The sequence below is a fragment of the Parapedobacter deserti genome (assembly GCF_042646065.1).
GTDB classification, from domain to species: Bacteria; Bacteroidota; Bacteroidia; order Sphingobacteriales; family Sphingobacteriaceae; genus Parapedobacter; species Parapedobacter deserti.
The window spans coordinates 67,228-82,391 of record NZ_JBHRTA010000022.1; the positions used below are offsets into that span (position 1 = coordinate 67,228).

Annotated in this window: 10 protein-coding genes; 6 read left to right on the forward strand and 4 right to left on the reverse strand. The window is 47.4% G+C overall.

Translation table 11 applies throughout. The features are described 5' to 3' along the window. The first annotated feature begins 30 nt into the window (after positions 1-30). Positions 31-1,059 carry a quinone-dependent dihydroorotate dehydrogenase gene (locus ACFOET_RS07065; protein ID WP_379021000.1) on the forward strand — a complete coding sequence of 343 codons (1,029 nt, stop codon included), beginning with the start codon at positions 31-33 and terminating at the stop codon, positions 1,057-1,059. A 41-nt stretch (positions 1,060-1,100) separates the two neighbouring features. Here ACFOET_RS07065 and ACFOET_RS07070 read toward each other — a convergent pair whose 3' ends face one another. The 3 genes from ACFOET_RS07070 to gyrA are packed head-to-tail and all read right to left on the reverse strand — an operon-like array spanning position 1,101 to position 5,950. Beyond that, entirely contained in the window at positions 1,101-2,273 is a 1,173-nt protein-coding gene (locus tag ACFOET_RS07070) for a tetratricopeptide repeat protein (RefSeq protein WP_379021002.1), read from the reverse strand. A 4-nt stretch (positions 2,274-2,277) separates the two neighbouring features. After that, complete coding sequence (locus tag ACFOET_RS07075; RefSeq protein ID WP_379021004.1) at positions 2,278-3,414, reverse strand: tetratricopeptide repeat protein; 1,137 nt, start codon at positions 3,412-3,414, stop codon at positions 2,278-2,280. Then, entirely contained in the window at positions 3,389-5,950 is a 2,562-nt protein-coding gene (gene gyrA, locus ACFOET_RS07080; RefSeq protein WP_379021006.1) for a DNA gyrase subunit A, read from the reverse strand. Before gyrA ends, ACFOET_RS07075 begins: the two co-directional genes overlap by 26 nt. Before the next feature lie 248 nt (positions 5,951-6,198). Here gyrA and ACFOET_RS07085 point away from each other — a divergent pair, with 248 nt between their 5' ends. Beyond that, on the forward strand, positions 6,199-7,515 hold the full coding sequence (locus tag ACFOET_RS07085; RefSeq protein WP_379021008.1) for a mechanosensitive ion channel family protein: 1,317 nt from the start codon (positions 6,199-6,201) through the stop codon (positions 7,513-7,515). On the opposite strand, the gene ACFOET_RS07090 is transcribed toward ACFOET_RS07085, so the two are convergent. Further along, positions 7,512-8,018 carry a hypothetical protein gene (locus ACFOET_RS07090; RefSeq protein ID WP_379021010.1) on the reverse strand — a complete coding sequence of 169 codons (507 nt, stop codon included), beginning with the start codon at positions 8,016-8,018 and terminating at the stop codon, positions 7,512-7,514. The two genes, ACFOET_RS07085 and ACFOET_RS07090, sit on opposite strands and share 4 nt — an antisense overlap. Positions 8,019-8,382: 364 nt before the next feature. Here ACFOET_RS07090 and ACFOET_RS07095 point away from each other — a divergent pair, with 364 nt between their 5' ends. From ACFOET_RS07095 to ACFOET_RS07110, 4 genes are all read left to right on the forward strand, one after another. Further along, complete coding sequence (locus ACFOET_RS07095; RefSeq protein WP_379021011.1) at positions 8,383-8,979, forward strand: RNA polymerase sigma factor; 597 nt, start codon at positions 8,383-8,385, stop codon at positions 8,977-8,979. A gap of 101 nt (positions 8,980-9,080) precedes the next feature. Beyond that, positions 9,081-10,211 (forward strand): FecR family protein, encoded by a 1,131-nt coding sequence (locus ACFOET_RS07100; RefSeq protein ID WP_379021013.1) that lies wholly within the window; start codon positions 9,081-9,083, stop codon positions 10,209-10,211. Between the two features lie 91 nt (positions 10,212-10,302). Then, a complete protein-coding gene (locus tag ACFOET_RS07105) occupies positions 10,303-13,533 on the forward strand; it encodes a SusC/RagA family TonB-linked outer membrane protein (protein ID WP_379021015.1) in 3,231 nt (1,076 codons plus the stop codon). 16 nt (positions 13,534-13,549) lie between these two features. Then, complete coding sequence (locus ACFOET_RS07110) at positions 13,550-15,151, forward strand: RagB/SusD family nutrient uptake outer membrane protein (RefSeq protein ID WP_379021016.1); 1,602 nt, start codon at positions 13,550-13,552, stop codon at positions 15,149-15,151. Positions 15,152-15,164: the final 13 nt, after the last annotated feature.

Below are 15,164 nucleotides of genomic sequence, written 5' to 3' on the forward strand. Positions count from 1 at the left end.
AAAAAGGCAAGGGTTTGTTAACTTTGTCCCATGTATAAACTGGTAAAACCTTTGCTCTTCGGAATTGATCCGGAAGCTGCGCATCATACTGTTTCGGGAGGGCTAAAGTCGCTTGGTAAGCTTCCCGGAAGCAAACGATTGCTGAGATCGCTCTACGGTTATGACCATCCGAAACTTGAGCGGGAAGTGTTTGGCCTGAAATTCAAAAATCCCGTCGGGTTGGCCGCCGGATTTGATAAGAATGCTGAGTATGTAGAGGAAATGGCGGCGCTGGGTTTCGGGTTCGTAGAGATCGGAACGGTAACTCCACGCCCACAGCCGGGAAATGATAAACCAAGGTTGTTCCGATTGGTGGAAGACAACGCGCTGGTAAACCGGATGGGGTTCAACAACCAGGGAGCTGATGTAGCGGCGACACGGCTGTCGCACCTTAAAGACAGGAAACAGCTCATCATCGGGGGGAATATTGGTAAGAACAAAGCAACAGCTAATGAAGACGCGGTAAGTGATTATATCAAGTGTTTCGATGCATTGTTCGATGTCGTAGACTATTTTGTGGTCAATGTGAGCTCTCCCAATACACCTGGCCTACGCGCCCTGCAGGAAAAGCAACCGCTGATGCACCTATTGAACGCGTTGCAGCAGCGTAACAGCAAACAGGGTATTTCACGGCCGATCCTGCTGAAAATCGCCCCTGATCTTTCAAACAACCAGTTAGATGACGTTGTGGAAATTGTACTCGCAACGGGTATTTCGGGGGTTATCGCTACCAATACGACCATTTCACGCGACGGCCTGAAAAGCCCCATGGCACTAGCGTCGGAAGCAGGGGGGCTAAGCGGAAAACCATTGGCAGAACGGTCTACGGCAGTTATCCGGTACTTGGCAGCGAAATCGGGCAACGCGTTTCCCATCATCGGGGTAGGCGGAATACATAGCCCAGAGGATGCACTTGAAAAGCTGGAAGCCGGTGCAGCGTTGGTTCAGTTATATACAGGTTTTATCTATGAGGGACCGGGGCTGATCAAGCGTATTTGCAAAAAAATAGCCCTCGGATGATTGCATCCGAGGGCTATGGTCACATCTCTTAAGCCGCTAGCCTATTGGAGCGCATCAATACGTGCCTGCAACTCGTCGATTTTAGCTTGGTCCTCTTTGATTTCGTAGTATTTTTTGAGGTTGGCCAATGCTAAATAAGAGTTGCCGTCGACCTCGACCGCTTTTTCCAGGTATGGTAGGGCGGAGTCAAAAATGTCATACGCTTTTTTGATTTCCGCGTCATATTCCGATTGTGGTAGACTAGCGTTATTTGTTTTATTGAAATGGTCGATACCCCGGTTCAGGATCAATCCGCCGAGGTTGATATTGGCCTCCAGGTAATTTGGATCGATTTCCAAGGCCTTTTTGTAAGATGCTTCTGCTTTCTCCAAATCACCTGTTTCACTATAGGCAATGCCGAGGTAGTAATGCAGGTTTTTATTGTTTGGGTCTTTTGCTACCTGCTCATTGATAGTGTTGATGATTTTATCTTGATTGCCGGCCATGAGGTTCAGCTCGATGTTCTGAGTAGCCAATTCGTTGTCCTCGGGATACTTGCTTGCTCCCACTTCAGCGTACTTAATGGCATTGGTCGTATCGCCTTGCATGAGGTACAGGCGGGATACATCCAGAATAATCTGTTTGTTATTGGAGAAGCTGTCTATGGGCACAAGTTCCACGTATTTGGAAAGTGCCTTATCATATTGCTGTGAATTGACAGCGGCAAGACCTGAATAATACAATAACGTCGTATCTCCGGGCAAGTAGTTCAGGCCTTTATCAAACGCGCTGTACGCGCTTTCGAAGTCCTGGCTATCCCATGCTTTCACGCCATTGTTCAGCTCATACTGAGCCAAAATAGAATTAAGGATGCTGAGATTCTGCTCGTTTTCCTTTTCGGTGTCAAGGCTTATCGCTTTTTCACGGGCCTCGACCGCCTTTTGCATGTAGCCAGCTGACGCTTCGGTTGAATCGAGCAACGCCAGATCAGCATTCACCAAGGCATAGTATGTCCATGTTTCCGCCAGTTCCATTGTTTTTTCGTGCTCGATGGCTTTTTCCAGTGCCTCTTTAGCGGCATTCAAATCGCTGGCACCTAACGCGGGGTTTCCTATGGATTTGACCTCATTGAACTTATCATAGCTTGCTTTTGCCTTTCTCAGGTTGCCGGTTTGTGAAAATGCCACAGATGTGGCGAACACCATTGCACCTAATAAGATGAATTTCACTTTCATGATCTTAGTTTACTGTGAGTTGATTTAATATGTTATTTACTCGTTCCAACTGGATAATATCTCCCGATTGATCGTACAATACCGCAAGGGATTTCAACGCGCTGACCTCGGAGGGCCTTATTTGGTTTGCTTTTAACAAATATTCCTGCGCTTTGTTTTCTTTGTCTTCGTCCGCCGGGTTATCAATGTATTCTTTAAGATAAAGCAGTCCCAGTTGCAGATTGCCTTCGAAATTGTTTGCATCCAGGCTAATCACTTTTTCATAATATCTTTTAGCGTTAGCTGTGTTGCCTTCCATTTCGTTGGCAAAACCGGCGATGTAGTTCAGATTAACATTTTCAGGCTCATGTGCAATGGCCTCATCGACCAGCGGTACTATAGCAGCATACGCCTCATCCGCCACGTAGAGGTTTATCAGCGCAAATAAAATTTCCTTATTATCGGGAAATTGCTCCCTTCCAGTGAGTAAGGTGTTCAACATTGCCGGTTTGTCGTGTTTTTTTCGGTAGAGTTCGGCTAACTCCAGTATATAAACAGGCGAAGAAGTTTCCCGTTGGCGCGTAAACGCTTGATAGCGCTTTATAGCGTCGTCTTCTCCTCCAATTTTGGTGCTCAATACGGCGAGGTTGTGTTTGACGTCAATGGCCGAGCCACTGATGGAGTCTACCTGGCGGTATTGATTGAAGGCCTCTTCGTAGTTGGCCTTTGCAACCGCACGATTGGCTTTGATAAGATATGCATTTGCCAGTGACCGTTTGATGTAGTTGACTTCGGGGCCATGTTCATAGCTCAGCTGCTTATTGTTTACCAGCTTCCGGAGCGATGCCGAAGCAATGTCAATGGGATCGGCAGGATACTTTTGCGTGCGGTTGGAATCTACTACTGCCAATGTACTGTACACCAACCCGCGCAGCAGGTTGTTCCGAAAGCTGGTCGAATCGCGCTTGGTCTTATACGCCTCGTCAGCAAACTTTCGGGCGGCCTCCAAATGTTTGAAATCTTTGGTCTTGGTGTACATCGCAAAATTGTTGTTGCCTTCCTTTAAGTTGGATTGGGCAACAGCCGGCAATGTAATGACTGCCAATAGCGCAGCAAGCAATAATGCGCTTCCTAAGTTAATTGTCCGATTGTGTCGATTCATCCGTTGTATCGTTTTCATCGGTATTTTCATTACTTCCTTGATTTTCTTCATTTATGACATCATCCTCGTGCTCTACTTTGGTCACTGATGCGATTTCATCGTCGCCTTTCAGGCTAATGAGCCTTACGCCTTGAGTGGCTCTCCCCATCACTCGTAACTCGCTGACCGCAATCCGGATAACGATACCCGATTTGTTAATGATCATTAAGTCGTCGTTGTTGGTTACATCTTTGATCGCCACCAAATCGCCGGTTTTGTCCGTAACGTTGATGGTCTTAACACCTTTTCCTCCGCGGTTAGTTACCCGGTAGTCTTCAATATCAGTACGTTTTCCGTACCCTTTTTCCGAGACGACTAACACGGTAACCTCTGGGTTATTAACACTAATCATGCCAACTACCTCATCGTCCGGTCCGGCTAGTGTGACACCGCGTACGCCGGTTGCTGTACGGCCCATTGGCCGCACGGTAGATTCGTTGAAGCGTATGGCCCGTCCTGACTTCAAGGCCATGAGAATTTCGCTGCTGCCATCCGTGAGGCAAGCTTCCAACAGTTGGTCGCCTTCGTTGATGTTGATAGCATTTATGCCATTGGCACGCGGACGTGAATAGGCTTCCAGCGACGTTTTCTTAATTGTGCCCCGTTTTGTGCACATGATGATGAAATTATTCTCAAGGTATTCTTGATCCTTGAGGTTTTTCACCTTTATATATGCTTTGATTTTCTCTTCTTTGGGGATATTGATAATATTTTGGATGGCTCTGCCTCGGGATGTACGACTTCCCTCGGGAATTTCGAAGGCCCTTAGCCAGAAGCAGCGCCCTGTCTCGGTGAAAAACAGCATATAGTTGTGAGCGGACGCAGTGATGATGTGCTCTGTAAAGTCTTCCTCACGGGTATTGGTGCCCAGGGAGCCTTTTCCACCCCGGCTTTGTCGGCGGTACTCGCTGAGCGGTGTGCGTTTCACATAACTTTCATGCGAAATGGTGATGACTATTTCTTCATCTTCTATGAAATCCTCCATGCGCATATCTTCTGCTGAATGCACAATGGAAGAGCGCCGTTCGTCACCGAATTTATCCTTGACCTCCAGTAGTTCGTCTTTTATTATGCTCATTCGCAAGCCTTCATCTTCAAGCACGGATTTCAAGTAGTCGATGGTCTTCATCAACTCGGCGTATTCCTCTTTGATTTTGTCGCGCTCTAGTCCGGTAAGGCGGCGTAGGGTCATGTCGAGAATCGCCCGAGCTTGGATATCCGAAAGACCGAATTTCTCGATCAATCCTACCCTCGCATCTTCGGGCGTTGCTGAGGCGCGGATGAGTTGGATCACTTCATCCAAATGGTCGAGTGCAATGAGCAAACCTTCCAGGATATGCGCCCGTTTCTCCGCTTCAGCTAATTCGAACTTGGTTCGGCGTATCACCACCTCGTGTCGGTGTTCGACAAAATGATAAATCATGTCCTTGAGGTTGAGCAGCATAGGCCGCCCGTGCACCAAGGCTATATTATTTACACTGAATGAGGTTTGTAAGGCAGTGTGCTTGTACAAATTATTCAACACGATGGAGGCATTGGCGTCCCGCTTGATGTCGTATACAATGCGCATACCACGCCTATCAGACTCGTCCCGTATTTCGGATATCCCTTCTATCTTTTTTTCGTTGACCAGGTCGGCTGTACGTTTGATCATGTCTGATTTATTTACCTGATAAGGTATCTCGGTGACGATGATCTGCTCCCGACCGCTTTTTGTGGTTTCAATTTCGGCTTTCGCGCGCATAACGATGCGGCCGCGGCCGGTATGGAACGCTTCCTGTACACCGGCGTATCCATAGATAATGGCGCCCGTAGGGAAATCCGGTCCCTTAATGTGCTGCATTAACTCCGCAATCTCGATGTCACGGTTGTCGATATATGCTATAATGCCGTCGATGACCTCGGAAAGGTTGTGCGGCGCCATATTCGTGGCCATACCCACTGCAATGCCCGACGCACCGTTGACCAGGAGGTTAGGTATTCGCGTAGGCAACACCGTGGGCTCTTCGGTGGTGTCATCGAAGTTAAGTTGGTAGTCGATTGTGTCCTTATTGATGTCGGACAAAAGCTCCTCTGCAATTTTTTTCAGCCTCGCTTCGGTATAACGCATGGCCGCTGGAGGATCGCCGTCTATGGATCCGTAGTTTCCCTGACCGTCTACCAGTGGGTACCGCAGGCTCCATTCTTGGGCCATACGCACCATCGTGTCATATACTGAAGAATCGCCATGCGGGTGGTATTTACCAAGCACGTCGCCCACAATACGAGCCGATTTCTTATAGGGTTTGCCACTGGTAACGCCCAGATCCAACATACCGAAAAGCACCCGGCGATGTACGGGTTTCAGTCCATCCCTAACATCGGGCAGGGCTCGGGAAACAATGACAGACATTGAGTAATCAATGTATGCCGATTTCATTTGGTCTTCGATATTGATGGGGATGATCCGGTCGTTTGCCGGTACGAGATTGTTGTCGTTTTCTGTTTCTTCAGCCATTATTACGTTTCCAGTTCTTGAATCAATAAGCGCAATAAGCGTATAGTAGGATAAGCTTATTGCGCATGCGAAATTAAGTATTTTTTGCCTGATTTAATAATGTTTTTTGGCGCTTGGAACCCAATGATCTAAGTCGTGTTTGATGATCGGCCTGTGGGTTCACGTTTTGAATTCCATGGGGAATCCTTAACTTTGAGGCTTCTTATTCTTGGTTAGGTTACAACCCGCTTATTTTTCGTCGACCGCTTATGGAAATACGTACAATTGCTACATCTTCGAACTTTGTATACGAATGGACCTACCGCAAACTTATTGAATGGGGGGTGCCCGAGGCGCAGGCAAATTTGATCAATCTGTTCATCCTTTTGGGAGTGCTGCTCTTTGTTTTAGTAGTTGTCGATTTCGTCGTCCGTAAAGTGCTGTTGAATTTTCTGACTGCGGCGGCACGCAGATCGACCACAAAATTTGATGATTACCTGGTACGCAACAACGTGCTGGTCCATTTTGCACGGCTCATTCCGCTCATTATCTCCATAAACTTTGTTCCGGTTATTTTTTTCGGTTTCCCCGATTGGATTGGCCCTGTACGGAAATTTATTGACATTTTGCTTGTTTTCGGCTGGACCATGCTTTTCCGGGCATTGTTCAAATCGGTCCGTGACCACCTGCGGACCAAGCGTGGCTTTCACGACAAGCCGCTGGACAGTTACCTGCAGGTTGCCAATATCTTTATGTTTTTTATTGCAGGTATAGTGGTGTTTTCGATGGTTACCGGCAAGTCCCCATGGGCATTTTTAGGAGCCTTGGGTGCAGCATCAGCCATCCTGATGCTGGTCTTCAAAGATACAATTTTGGGCTTTGTCGCGAGTATTCAGGTTTCAACCAACGACATGATCCGTGTAGGTGACTGGATAGAGATGCCCAAGCACGGAGCAGACGGCGATGTCATCGAGATCAATCTGAATACGGTGAAAGTGCAGAATTGGGATAAAACGATCACGACCATCCCAACGTATTACCTGATATCCGACTCATTTAAGAATTGGCGCGGTATGCAGAACTCCGGGGGGAGGCGTATCAAGCGGGCAATCAGCATTAAGATATCGTCTATCAGGTACCTTACCGTAGACGAGATTGCACGTCTGAAAAAAGTCCAATTGCTGCTGCCTTATATCGAGGAGCGGCAATTGGAAATCGATGCTTACAATGAAGCAACCAAGGCCGATCGGTCAATGCCGGTTAACGGTCGGAACATGACCAATGTAGGGCTATTCAGGCAATACATCAATCGTTATGCGCAGCACCACCCCAAGATACGCAAGGATATGACCATGCTTGTGCGTCAATTGCAGCCCACGGAACATGGGCTTCCTATTGAACTGTATATGTTTACCTCCGACACCCGTTGGGCCATTTATGAAGATATCATGTCCGATATTTTTGACCACTTATTGGCAGCAATCAAATACTTTGAGCTGGAAGTGTTTGAAGCACCAGCGTCGGACGATGTCCGGAGCCTGCGCGTACCGGTCATTGCGACGGATGCAAACGCGGCATCTGACTAACGGTCGCGCGCGTCGTTGATGACCCGCATCACTTCGTCGATGACCGATCTTGCTGTCTCCAGCATCTTGGGGTTGCCGGCAAAATTGGGGTCGAAGGTCACTTCCTTTCTTTTGTCCTTATAGTTGTATTGAAGATAGAAACGGGGGGTGGTCCGGCGGGAAGAGGCTCCGTCTGCGACTGCCGGCCCCGTCATGTCTTCGGGCAAGTTCCAGAAACCTAACTGGGCAGCTTTTCCATGCAGGTGGTGCAGGTCATCCTTCCGAAGCCGAACAGTATCAATGACCAATGAGTCGTTCTTGTTTAAGTATTGAAAGACTCCGGTTTTTGAGTCAAATTGGTTAGTCAAGTCGCTTCCTTCGCCATACTTGATGACGATCGATTCAAAATCGGAAAACCGGTACGGGGCGTTCCGGAGCATCTGGCTGTAGTATACATAACAGTAGACAATAAAGGGGATGATAATACATATGGCTAGAAAGATCTTTTTTGCCCGTTCACTCATTTCAATATTTGTTTAGTTCTGTGCGCCGCTTCCAGCGGCGTATTACACATCAATTTCAGCAACCGCAAAAATAGGAAAATACCCACAAGTAGTTTGTGTTGCATCAACTTTTGCAAAAATGCGTGTCATTGGTCGGAACTCATGCCTATAACCAAGGAGCTTGCTATAAGCAAGCACGGATAGATTACATGGCCGAAAGTTTGAACCCTTCTTAGAAATAGTTATTTTTGAAGGGCGTGGTATGACGATTGAGTTACGTGGGGTTGTAATAGAGGCCACCTGTCTTAATTTTAATATTAACATTATCATAACAAATCGTTATGGATATTTGCAACCATGGATTTTGTGAGCAGTAGTGCATTGAATGGCAATATTAACTGAAGATAGCTGCTGGAAAGACTTTGTTATCGGAAAGGAACATGCTTTTGGCGCCTTGTATGATCGTTATGTTGAGCGTTTATTTGCTTTCGGCTGCCGTTATAGTCGAGATACCGAGCTAATTAAAGACCTGGTTCACGATTTATTTATTGATATCTACAGGTACCGACCCCGATTGGACGTCACTGCCAACCCGACGGCTTATCTTTTCAGTTCGTTGCGGCGGAAAATAGCTTTAGCTATTAAGAATAACCAACGGCAGGCCGAACTATACGCTGCATTTGAAGAAGGCATTCCATTCCTGATCGAATGGGATATTGAACACAAGGCCATCCGCAATGAGGAGGAGGCCGAATTGTTACAACGTGTTGTTACAGAAGTGAGCCGGCTTTCCAGCAGGCAACAAGAATCCCTTTACTTGCGTTTTACTTGCGAATTGGGCTATGACGATGTCGCAGACGTTATGGGAGTTTCGGTGGCGTCATGCCGTACACTGGTATACCGTGCCGTTAAAGAACTGCGCAAAAAGTTAGCCTACATTCCTATGTCTAACGTGCTTTTCATCACATTTAGGCGACCCTAGAAATGAAAAGCATTACAGGTAACGATCACCTTTTTTTCAAAAAGGTGTCTATAAATTGTATTTTCTTCTCTCTGTATAAAAGAAGTAATGCTCCAAGTTGAATGAACCGCAACGTCGAAGATATTTTAGGGGGAGATGGTGACCCTCGCCAAAACCTTGACAAGGAACCTGATGGCCCCATAAAGAGAATGGCCGCGTCCATATTGAACATCTTGAATAGCCAACCAAATAGTGGGCCTAGTCTGGAAGACCGTGAGCAATTATGGGCACAGATAAAGTCAAACATTAGTAAAATAAACCAGCAGCGGAATAAGAATATACGCAGGTTGAGGCTAGCCGCAGCCGCAAGCATTGCCAGTGTGTTTACGGTTTCTTTGTGGTTTTGGCTATCGCCCGGGACCACGCAAGCGCCAATAGCCCATGCCGCATTAAGTAACCAAAACCTGCTTTTGGATACTAGCGCTATTAAGCTGAAAGGAAGCGGCGAACGGATTTTCATCCTTAACGATACAGCCGTGATTGATCTATCATTGCTTTCAGTCCGTTATGGCGGCAGAGGGACGACTGATAGTTTCAACACGCTTACAGTGCCTTACGGCAAGCGTACGGAGGTTGTACTACCCGACGGCTCTAAGGCGTGGCTTAATGCTGGCTCACAATTGACCTTTCCGCAGCAGTTCGACACGAATAAACGAGAAATTTATCTTGAGGGCGAAGGGTATTTTGACGTTGTCCATGACTTCAATAAACCCTTTCTTGTACATACGGCCGACATGCTGATAAAAGTTTTAGGTACCGCGTTTAACGTAAGTTCATATCGCGACGATGCATTTACCTCTACGGTCTTAGTAAGTGGTAAGATTGAGCTGCAGGGTGTGGGAAAGCAACAGTTCAAGAACTTGGTATTAGAACCCGGGAGTACCGCCGTCTTGCAAAAAAATGCAAGTCGTTTGGAGATTCGGAAAGACGATGTTCAAAGCCATATTTCATGGACCCAGCGGCAATTGATTTTGAAAAGCACGCCTTTAGCCGAGCTACTCATTCGCCTGGAACGAATATATAACACTGAAATCGTGGCGGTTAATGAAGTTGTTAGAGAAAATGAGACTTTTTCTGGCAGGCTTGATTTAACCCAGCCGCTCGTTAGGCTTTTAGCCATTATCTACGATCAGCAAGCCTATGATATCAACCAAGAGGAAAGGAGGATAATTATACAGCAAAAATCAAACTAATCAGCCAATAATTAGTAACGGGCAGATGCTGGCACATCCACCCGTCTCACGTTAATTAATTGATGTATAACTTATAACGATTAACAAAGATATGAATTATCTCTATGCCTGGCAATCGCTATCATTCTTTGGCGGCGAGGGCTATGGTTTTTTCAAAAAAACAGTTCTAATGTTCAAAACTGTCGCTTTTCTTTTATGTGTGTGCATGGTTTCTGTTTATGCTGATACCTATTCGCAGCATATTACCATTAATATCAAAGACGGCAGCCTTACCGACGTGTTTAGGGAGATAGAACAACAAAGTGACTATATCTTCTTTTATCAGGATAAATTGGTAAAACACAAAACCGTAAACGTATCGGCGCGTAATGAAGATCTTCACCGGCTATTGAAACAGCTGCTAACTAAGGAAAATTTGGATTATGTCATCACGGGGAATCAAATTACAATAAAAGCAAGGGAAGAGAGACGGCAACGGACAATACAGGGGACGGTTAGGGATGAAGACGGTACCCCACTCGCCTCGGCGAACGTCTTAGTAAAAGGGTCTACGGTGGGTGCCATTACTGATAGCAAGGGAAATTACCAGATTATCATCAACGAAGAATCTACATTGATTTTCAGCTTGATGGGATTCCAGACAGTCGAAGTAAACACACAGAATCGAACAACGATTGATGTTATATTGCAACAAGAAACCACGGGCTTGGAAGAAGTGGTCGTAACCGGATATAGCACCATTGAGCGGCGTCACCTCGCTTCGTCGGTGGCAGAAATTGATATGGATAGGGTAGTCAACCGGCCGATCTTTAAACTGGAAGAAGCATTCAGCGGTACGCTGCCCGGGGTCACGATGATGCAAGGGAACAACCTGCCCGGCAGTGTGCCGGGGACCATCTCCATCCGCGGTATTAGTACCCTGCAGAGCCAAGCACCGTTGGTTATTGTAGACGGTATGGAACAATCGCTCACCGACATTGATCCTAATCAGATTAAAAGCATCAGTGTTTTGAAGGACGCCGCTTCGGCCTCGCTTTATGGTTCTCGCGGTGCGAACGGGGTAATAATCATCGAAACAAAACGCGGGCAGACAGGGCAATTCAAGGTGGATTTGCATTCATGGACAGCCTTGAGCGACCCGATTGATCAGCCTAATTTTGTGGGTGCTGCTGACTACATGCGGCTCAACAACGAGGCGCGGGGAATGCAAGGACAGTCGCTCCTGTTCTCGGACGGGGATATTGCAAAGGCCGCAAGCGGTGAGTTGCCATCAGTAGACTGGCTTGACGCGGTCATGCAGCGCAGGGCACACTCACACAATACAACAGCCAGCATTTCAGGCGGTGGCGGAGTAGGCGCGTTTAACCTGATGCTCGGGTATTTAACTGATAACGGGTTGAACCATGGAGAAGGAGCAGAAAAATTCAGCGCCCGGTTCAATACGAACATTAACATGGCGGATAAGTTTGTTTTATTGGCCGACTTTTACGCTCATCGGTTACAGGTGGATCGGTTAATGGCCAACACGAACGGGAACGGTTTATATGAAAATGCATGGAAGATGAATCCGACACAGCAGATTTTTTACGACAGCGACCGGGAAAATCATTACATCTTGCATAACAACCTCAATCCCATTGCTTCCATTCTTCATGGCGGGATACGCAATAACGTGCACGATCGAAGCACCATTAACTTGCGCCCGCGTTACTTCATCTCTCCAAATTTTTCGCTTGACGGCAACGTATCATACATGATCAATAAATCAGCATGGAAGCAAAAACGTGAGACATTCCGCTTTTATGATGGCGATGGCAAACCCACAGAGATCTGGACGAATAGCGTGGGTGCTGACCAGGGTATCAGCGAGAGCCAGCTTACGGCACGGGCTAATATCAATTATGAGCAATCGCTCCGGAAAAACAAGGATAAGCTGTACCTGATTGCAGGAACGGAAGTAATGACCTATAATTTTACCGACTACAGGGAGATCAACAAGGCTTCGTTTTTTGGTAAGTTGAATTATGCGTTTGATGAGCGGTATCTCCTGGAAGTAACAGCCCGTTCCGATGGAAGCAGCAAGTTTGCTCCCGGACACCGGTGGGGACTTTTCCCGTCGGCCGCGCTGGCGTGGAACGCACACAATGAGCGCTTCATGGCTGGCTTGCGGGAGAGCGGTGCCATTAACAACTTGAAATTCCGCTTCTCTTACGGATTGATCGGTAACGAAGACGTGGCCCCTTACCTGTGGCAGGAAGTGGTTAACAACTGGGGATGGGTAATGCGCGTTCCGAACCCGCAGTTCAGCTGGGAAAAGCAAAAACAGTGGAACGTGGGAATGGACATCACCGCCTTGGCAAGCAGGCTCAATTTAACCGCAGAGGTTTACAGAAAACATTCATACGATTTAATTTATGAGAGTTTTCCGGTACCTCCGCTGACTGGTGCAAATGTTTTGGAATCATCCGTCAATATTGGTGAAGTTGAAAACAAGGGATGGGAAATTGCCGCCCGTTGGAGTGACCGGGTGGGCGACTTAACCTATGCCGTAGGCGGGATGCTGTTTGACAATCAAAACCGGGTACTCAAAGCAGGTTATTCGACAGGCGATTCGCTTGTTTTTAAAGACAATGCGGACAAAATCTGGTATCGGGGCATCGCAATCGACAATTACTATGGCTATCAAAGCAACGGGTATTTCCAAACGCAGGAAGAAGTTGACGCTACCGCAGCTAAGCTACCGAACACGCTTCCTGGGGATATCCGCTATGTAGATCGAAATGGCGACGGCATTATCAATGAGCTCGACCGGGTGGACCTCGGCGATCCATTCCCGCATATGAATTATTCAGTTACGCTGGACTTGCGCTACAAACGTTGGGATTTCAGCATGCTTGGCCAGGGGGTTGGCAAACGCACGCAACGGCTCCGCGGCATGGAGGGCTACCCGGTGCTGATGGATGGTACCAACAATAGTTTGGGCACACCACGGCAAGAGTATGTGGAAAACCGCTGGACGCCCGACAATCCGAACAGCCGCTTTCCCAGGGTGTGGACGGGCAACAGTTCAAATGCTGTGCTGAGTGATGTATGGCTGAGCAACGCGGCTTATTTCCGGGTGAAAACAATCCAGATTGGTTATACCATACCTAATATCGGTGGAAGCATCCGCAACGTCCGGTTTTACTTAAATGCGCAGGATGCGCTGACGTTCACCAGGTGGGAAGGGCTGGAACCCGAACGCGACGACCGGTTTACCGGAAATGGTGCATATCCCCGCATGGCAAGCTACAGTGTAGGAATTAAGGCAACAATATTGTAATCGAAAGTATAACGCAATGAAGAGACGAATTTTATATCTGATCCCTGTGCTGTTGGCAGGGTTTACGGGATGCGAAAAATTTCTGGACAAACGCGACCCCACAGCTACTACGTTTCAAGAGTTCTTTAACACCGAGGCGGATTTGCAGCGTGTGACGTATAGCTCCTACCTTGACTACTTTACCCCGCGCGATAACCGAAGGCTATTGTTTTACATGAAAGATGGCAGGAGCGATAACGCTTATGCCCGCGTAGACGGAGACCATCACCTGCGTATTGCTAACGGCACAATGAACAGTAACACCCGCGCTTTTGAATATTACTATACGCTCCAAATGAAGCATGTAGGCCGGATAAACACTTACTTGGCTAATATCAATGTGCCATATGTTGAAGATGAATCTATCCGGCAGCGGTATAAAGCGATACTGGAGGGGTTGCGGGTATGGCATTATTTCGAAATGGTTTCCCGTTGGGGCGATATTCCGTTCCTATTGACACCAGCGACCATCGAAGAGGCCAAATCACCTCCAGTTCCGAAGGAAGAGATTTTAGAACAGCTCTTCCAGATGTCAGACGACATCGCCACCCGGTTGCCGCCGGATGAGTACACGACCGATAAATACATGTTCAACCGGTATTCTTTTAAAGCATTGGTCATGCGCTACGCGTTATACTATGAACGCTGGGAACTTGCCGCACGGTTAGCCAAGGAAATCATGGACAGCCGTAAATATGCGTTGTACTCCAGTTATCGCGACCTTTTCCAGTACGAAGGGCATGCAAACAATAAAGAGTTCATCATCCACCAGAACCTGGAATCTGTGGGAACCAACGTGACGCACTCCTTCAGGGATTTGGGGCCGCATTTCCGCACAGGTAGAGGGGAATCCTATAACGTGCCATTAAAGAGTTTGGTTGATGCATATTGGACTGAACAAGGTAGGCCGATTGATGGTTGCCCCTTGCATACCCGCGAGGAATACGAGCTGAATCCCAAGTTGAATCGCGACCCGCGCTACGAAGCCAGCATCATGGGGCACGGGGATGTTTTCTATGGTGAAGAGATTGATATTTATTCACCGGGTAATCCCATGTATTACCAAAACCAAAGGGCCAGTAAATCCGGTTATTGGTTCAGGAAGTTTGTTTCAGAAGCGGATGCATTTCGCAACGGCAACCTCACTTATGGGTTGTTGCGCTATGCGGAGGTGTTGCTCACCTATGCAGAAGCGAAGATTATGTTGGATGATGTAGACGATTTGGCCAAAACGTGCATTAACGAAGTAAGGGAAAGGGCAGGGCTTGACATGGCTTATGCTGACGTGACCCTTCCGGAATACAACGCATTTTCACAACAGCAATGGATAGACCTGATCCGCAACGAACGCCGGGTAGAATTTGCTGGAGAAGGCCTGCGATATGACGATATTATTCGTTGGCGCATCGCTGAACGCGTGTTGAACCAGCCAGCATTGGGACATTCCCGCGAAGTAAATGGGCAGGTGCAGTCGCTCCATATCGAAGACCGCTCATTCGCACCGCATAATTACCTGTGGCCATTCCATGAGTTGGTGCTAAAAGTAGAGCCGGCATTGGAACAAAATCCAGGATATTAGCCATCCATATTTT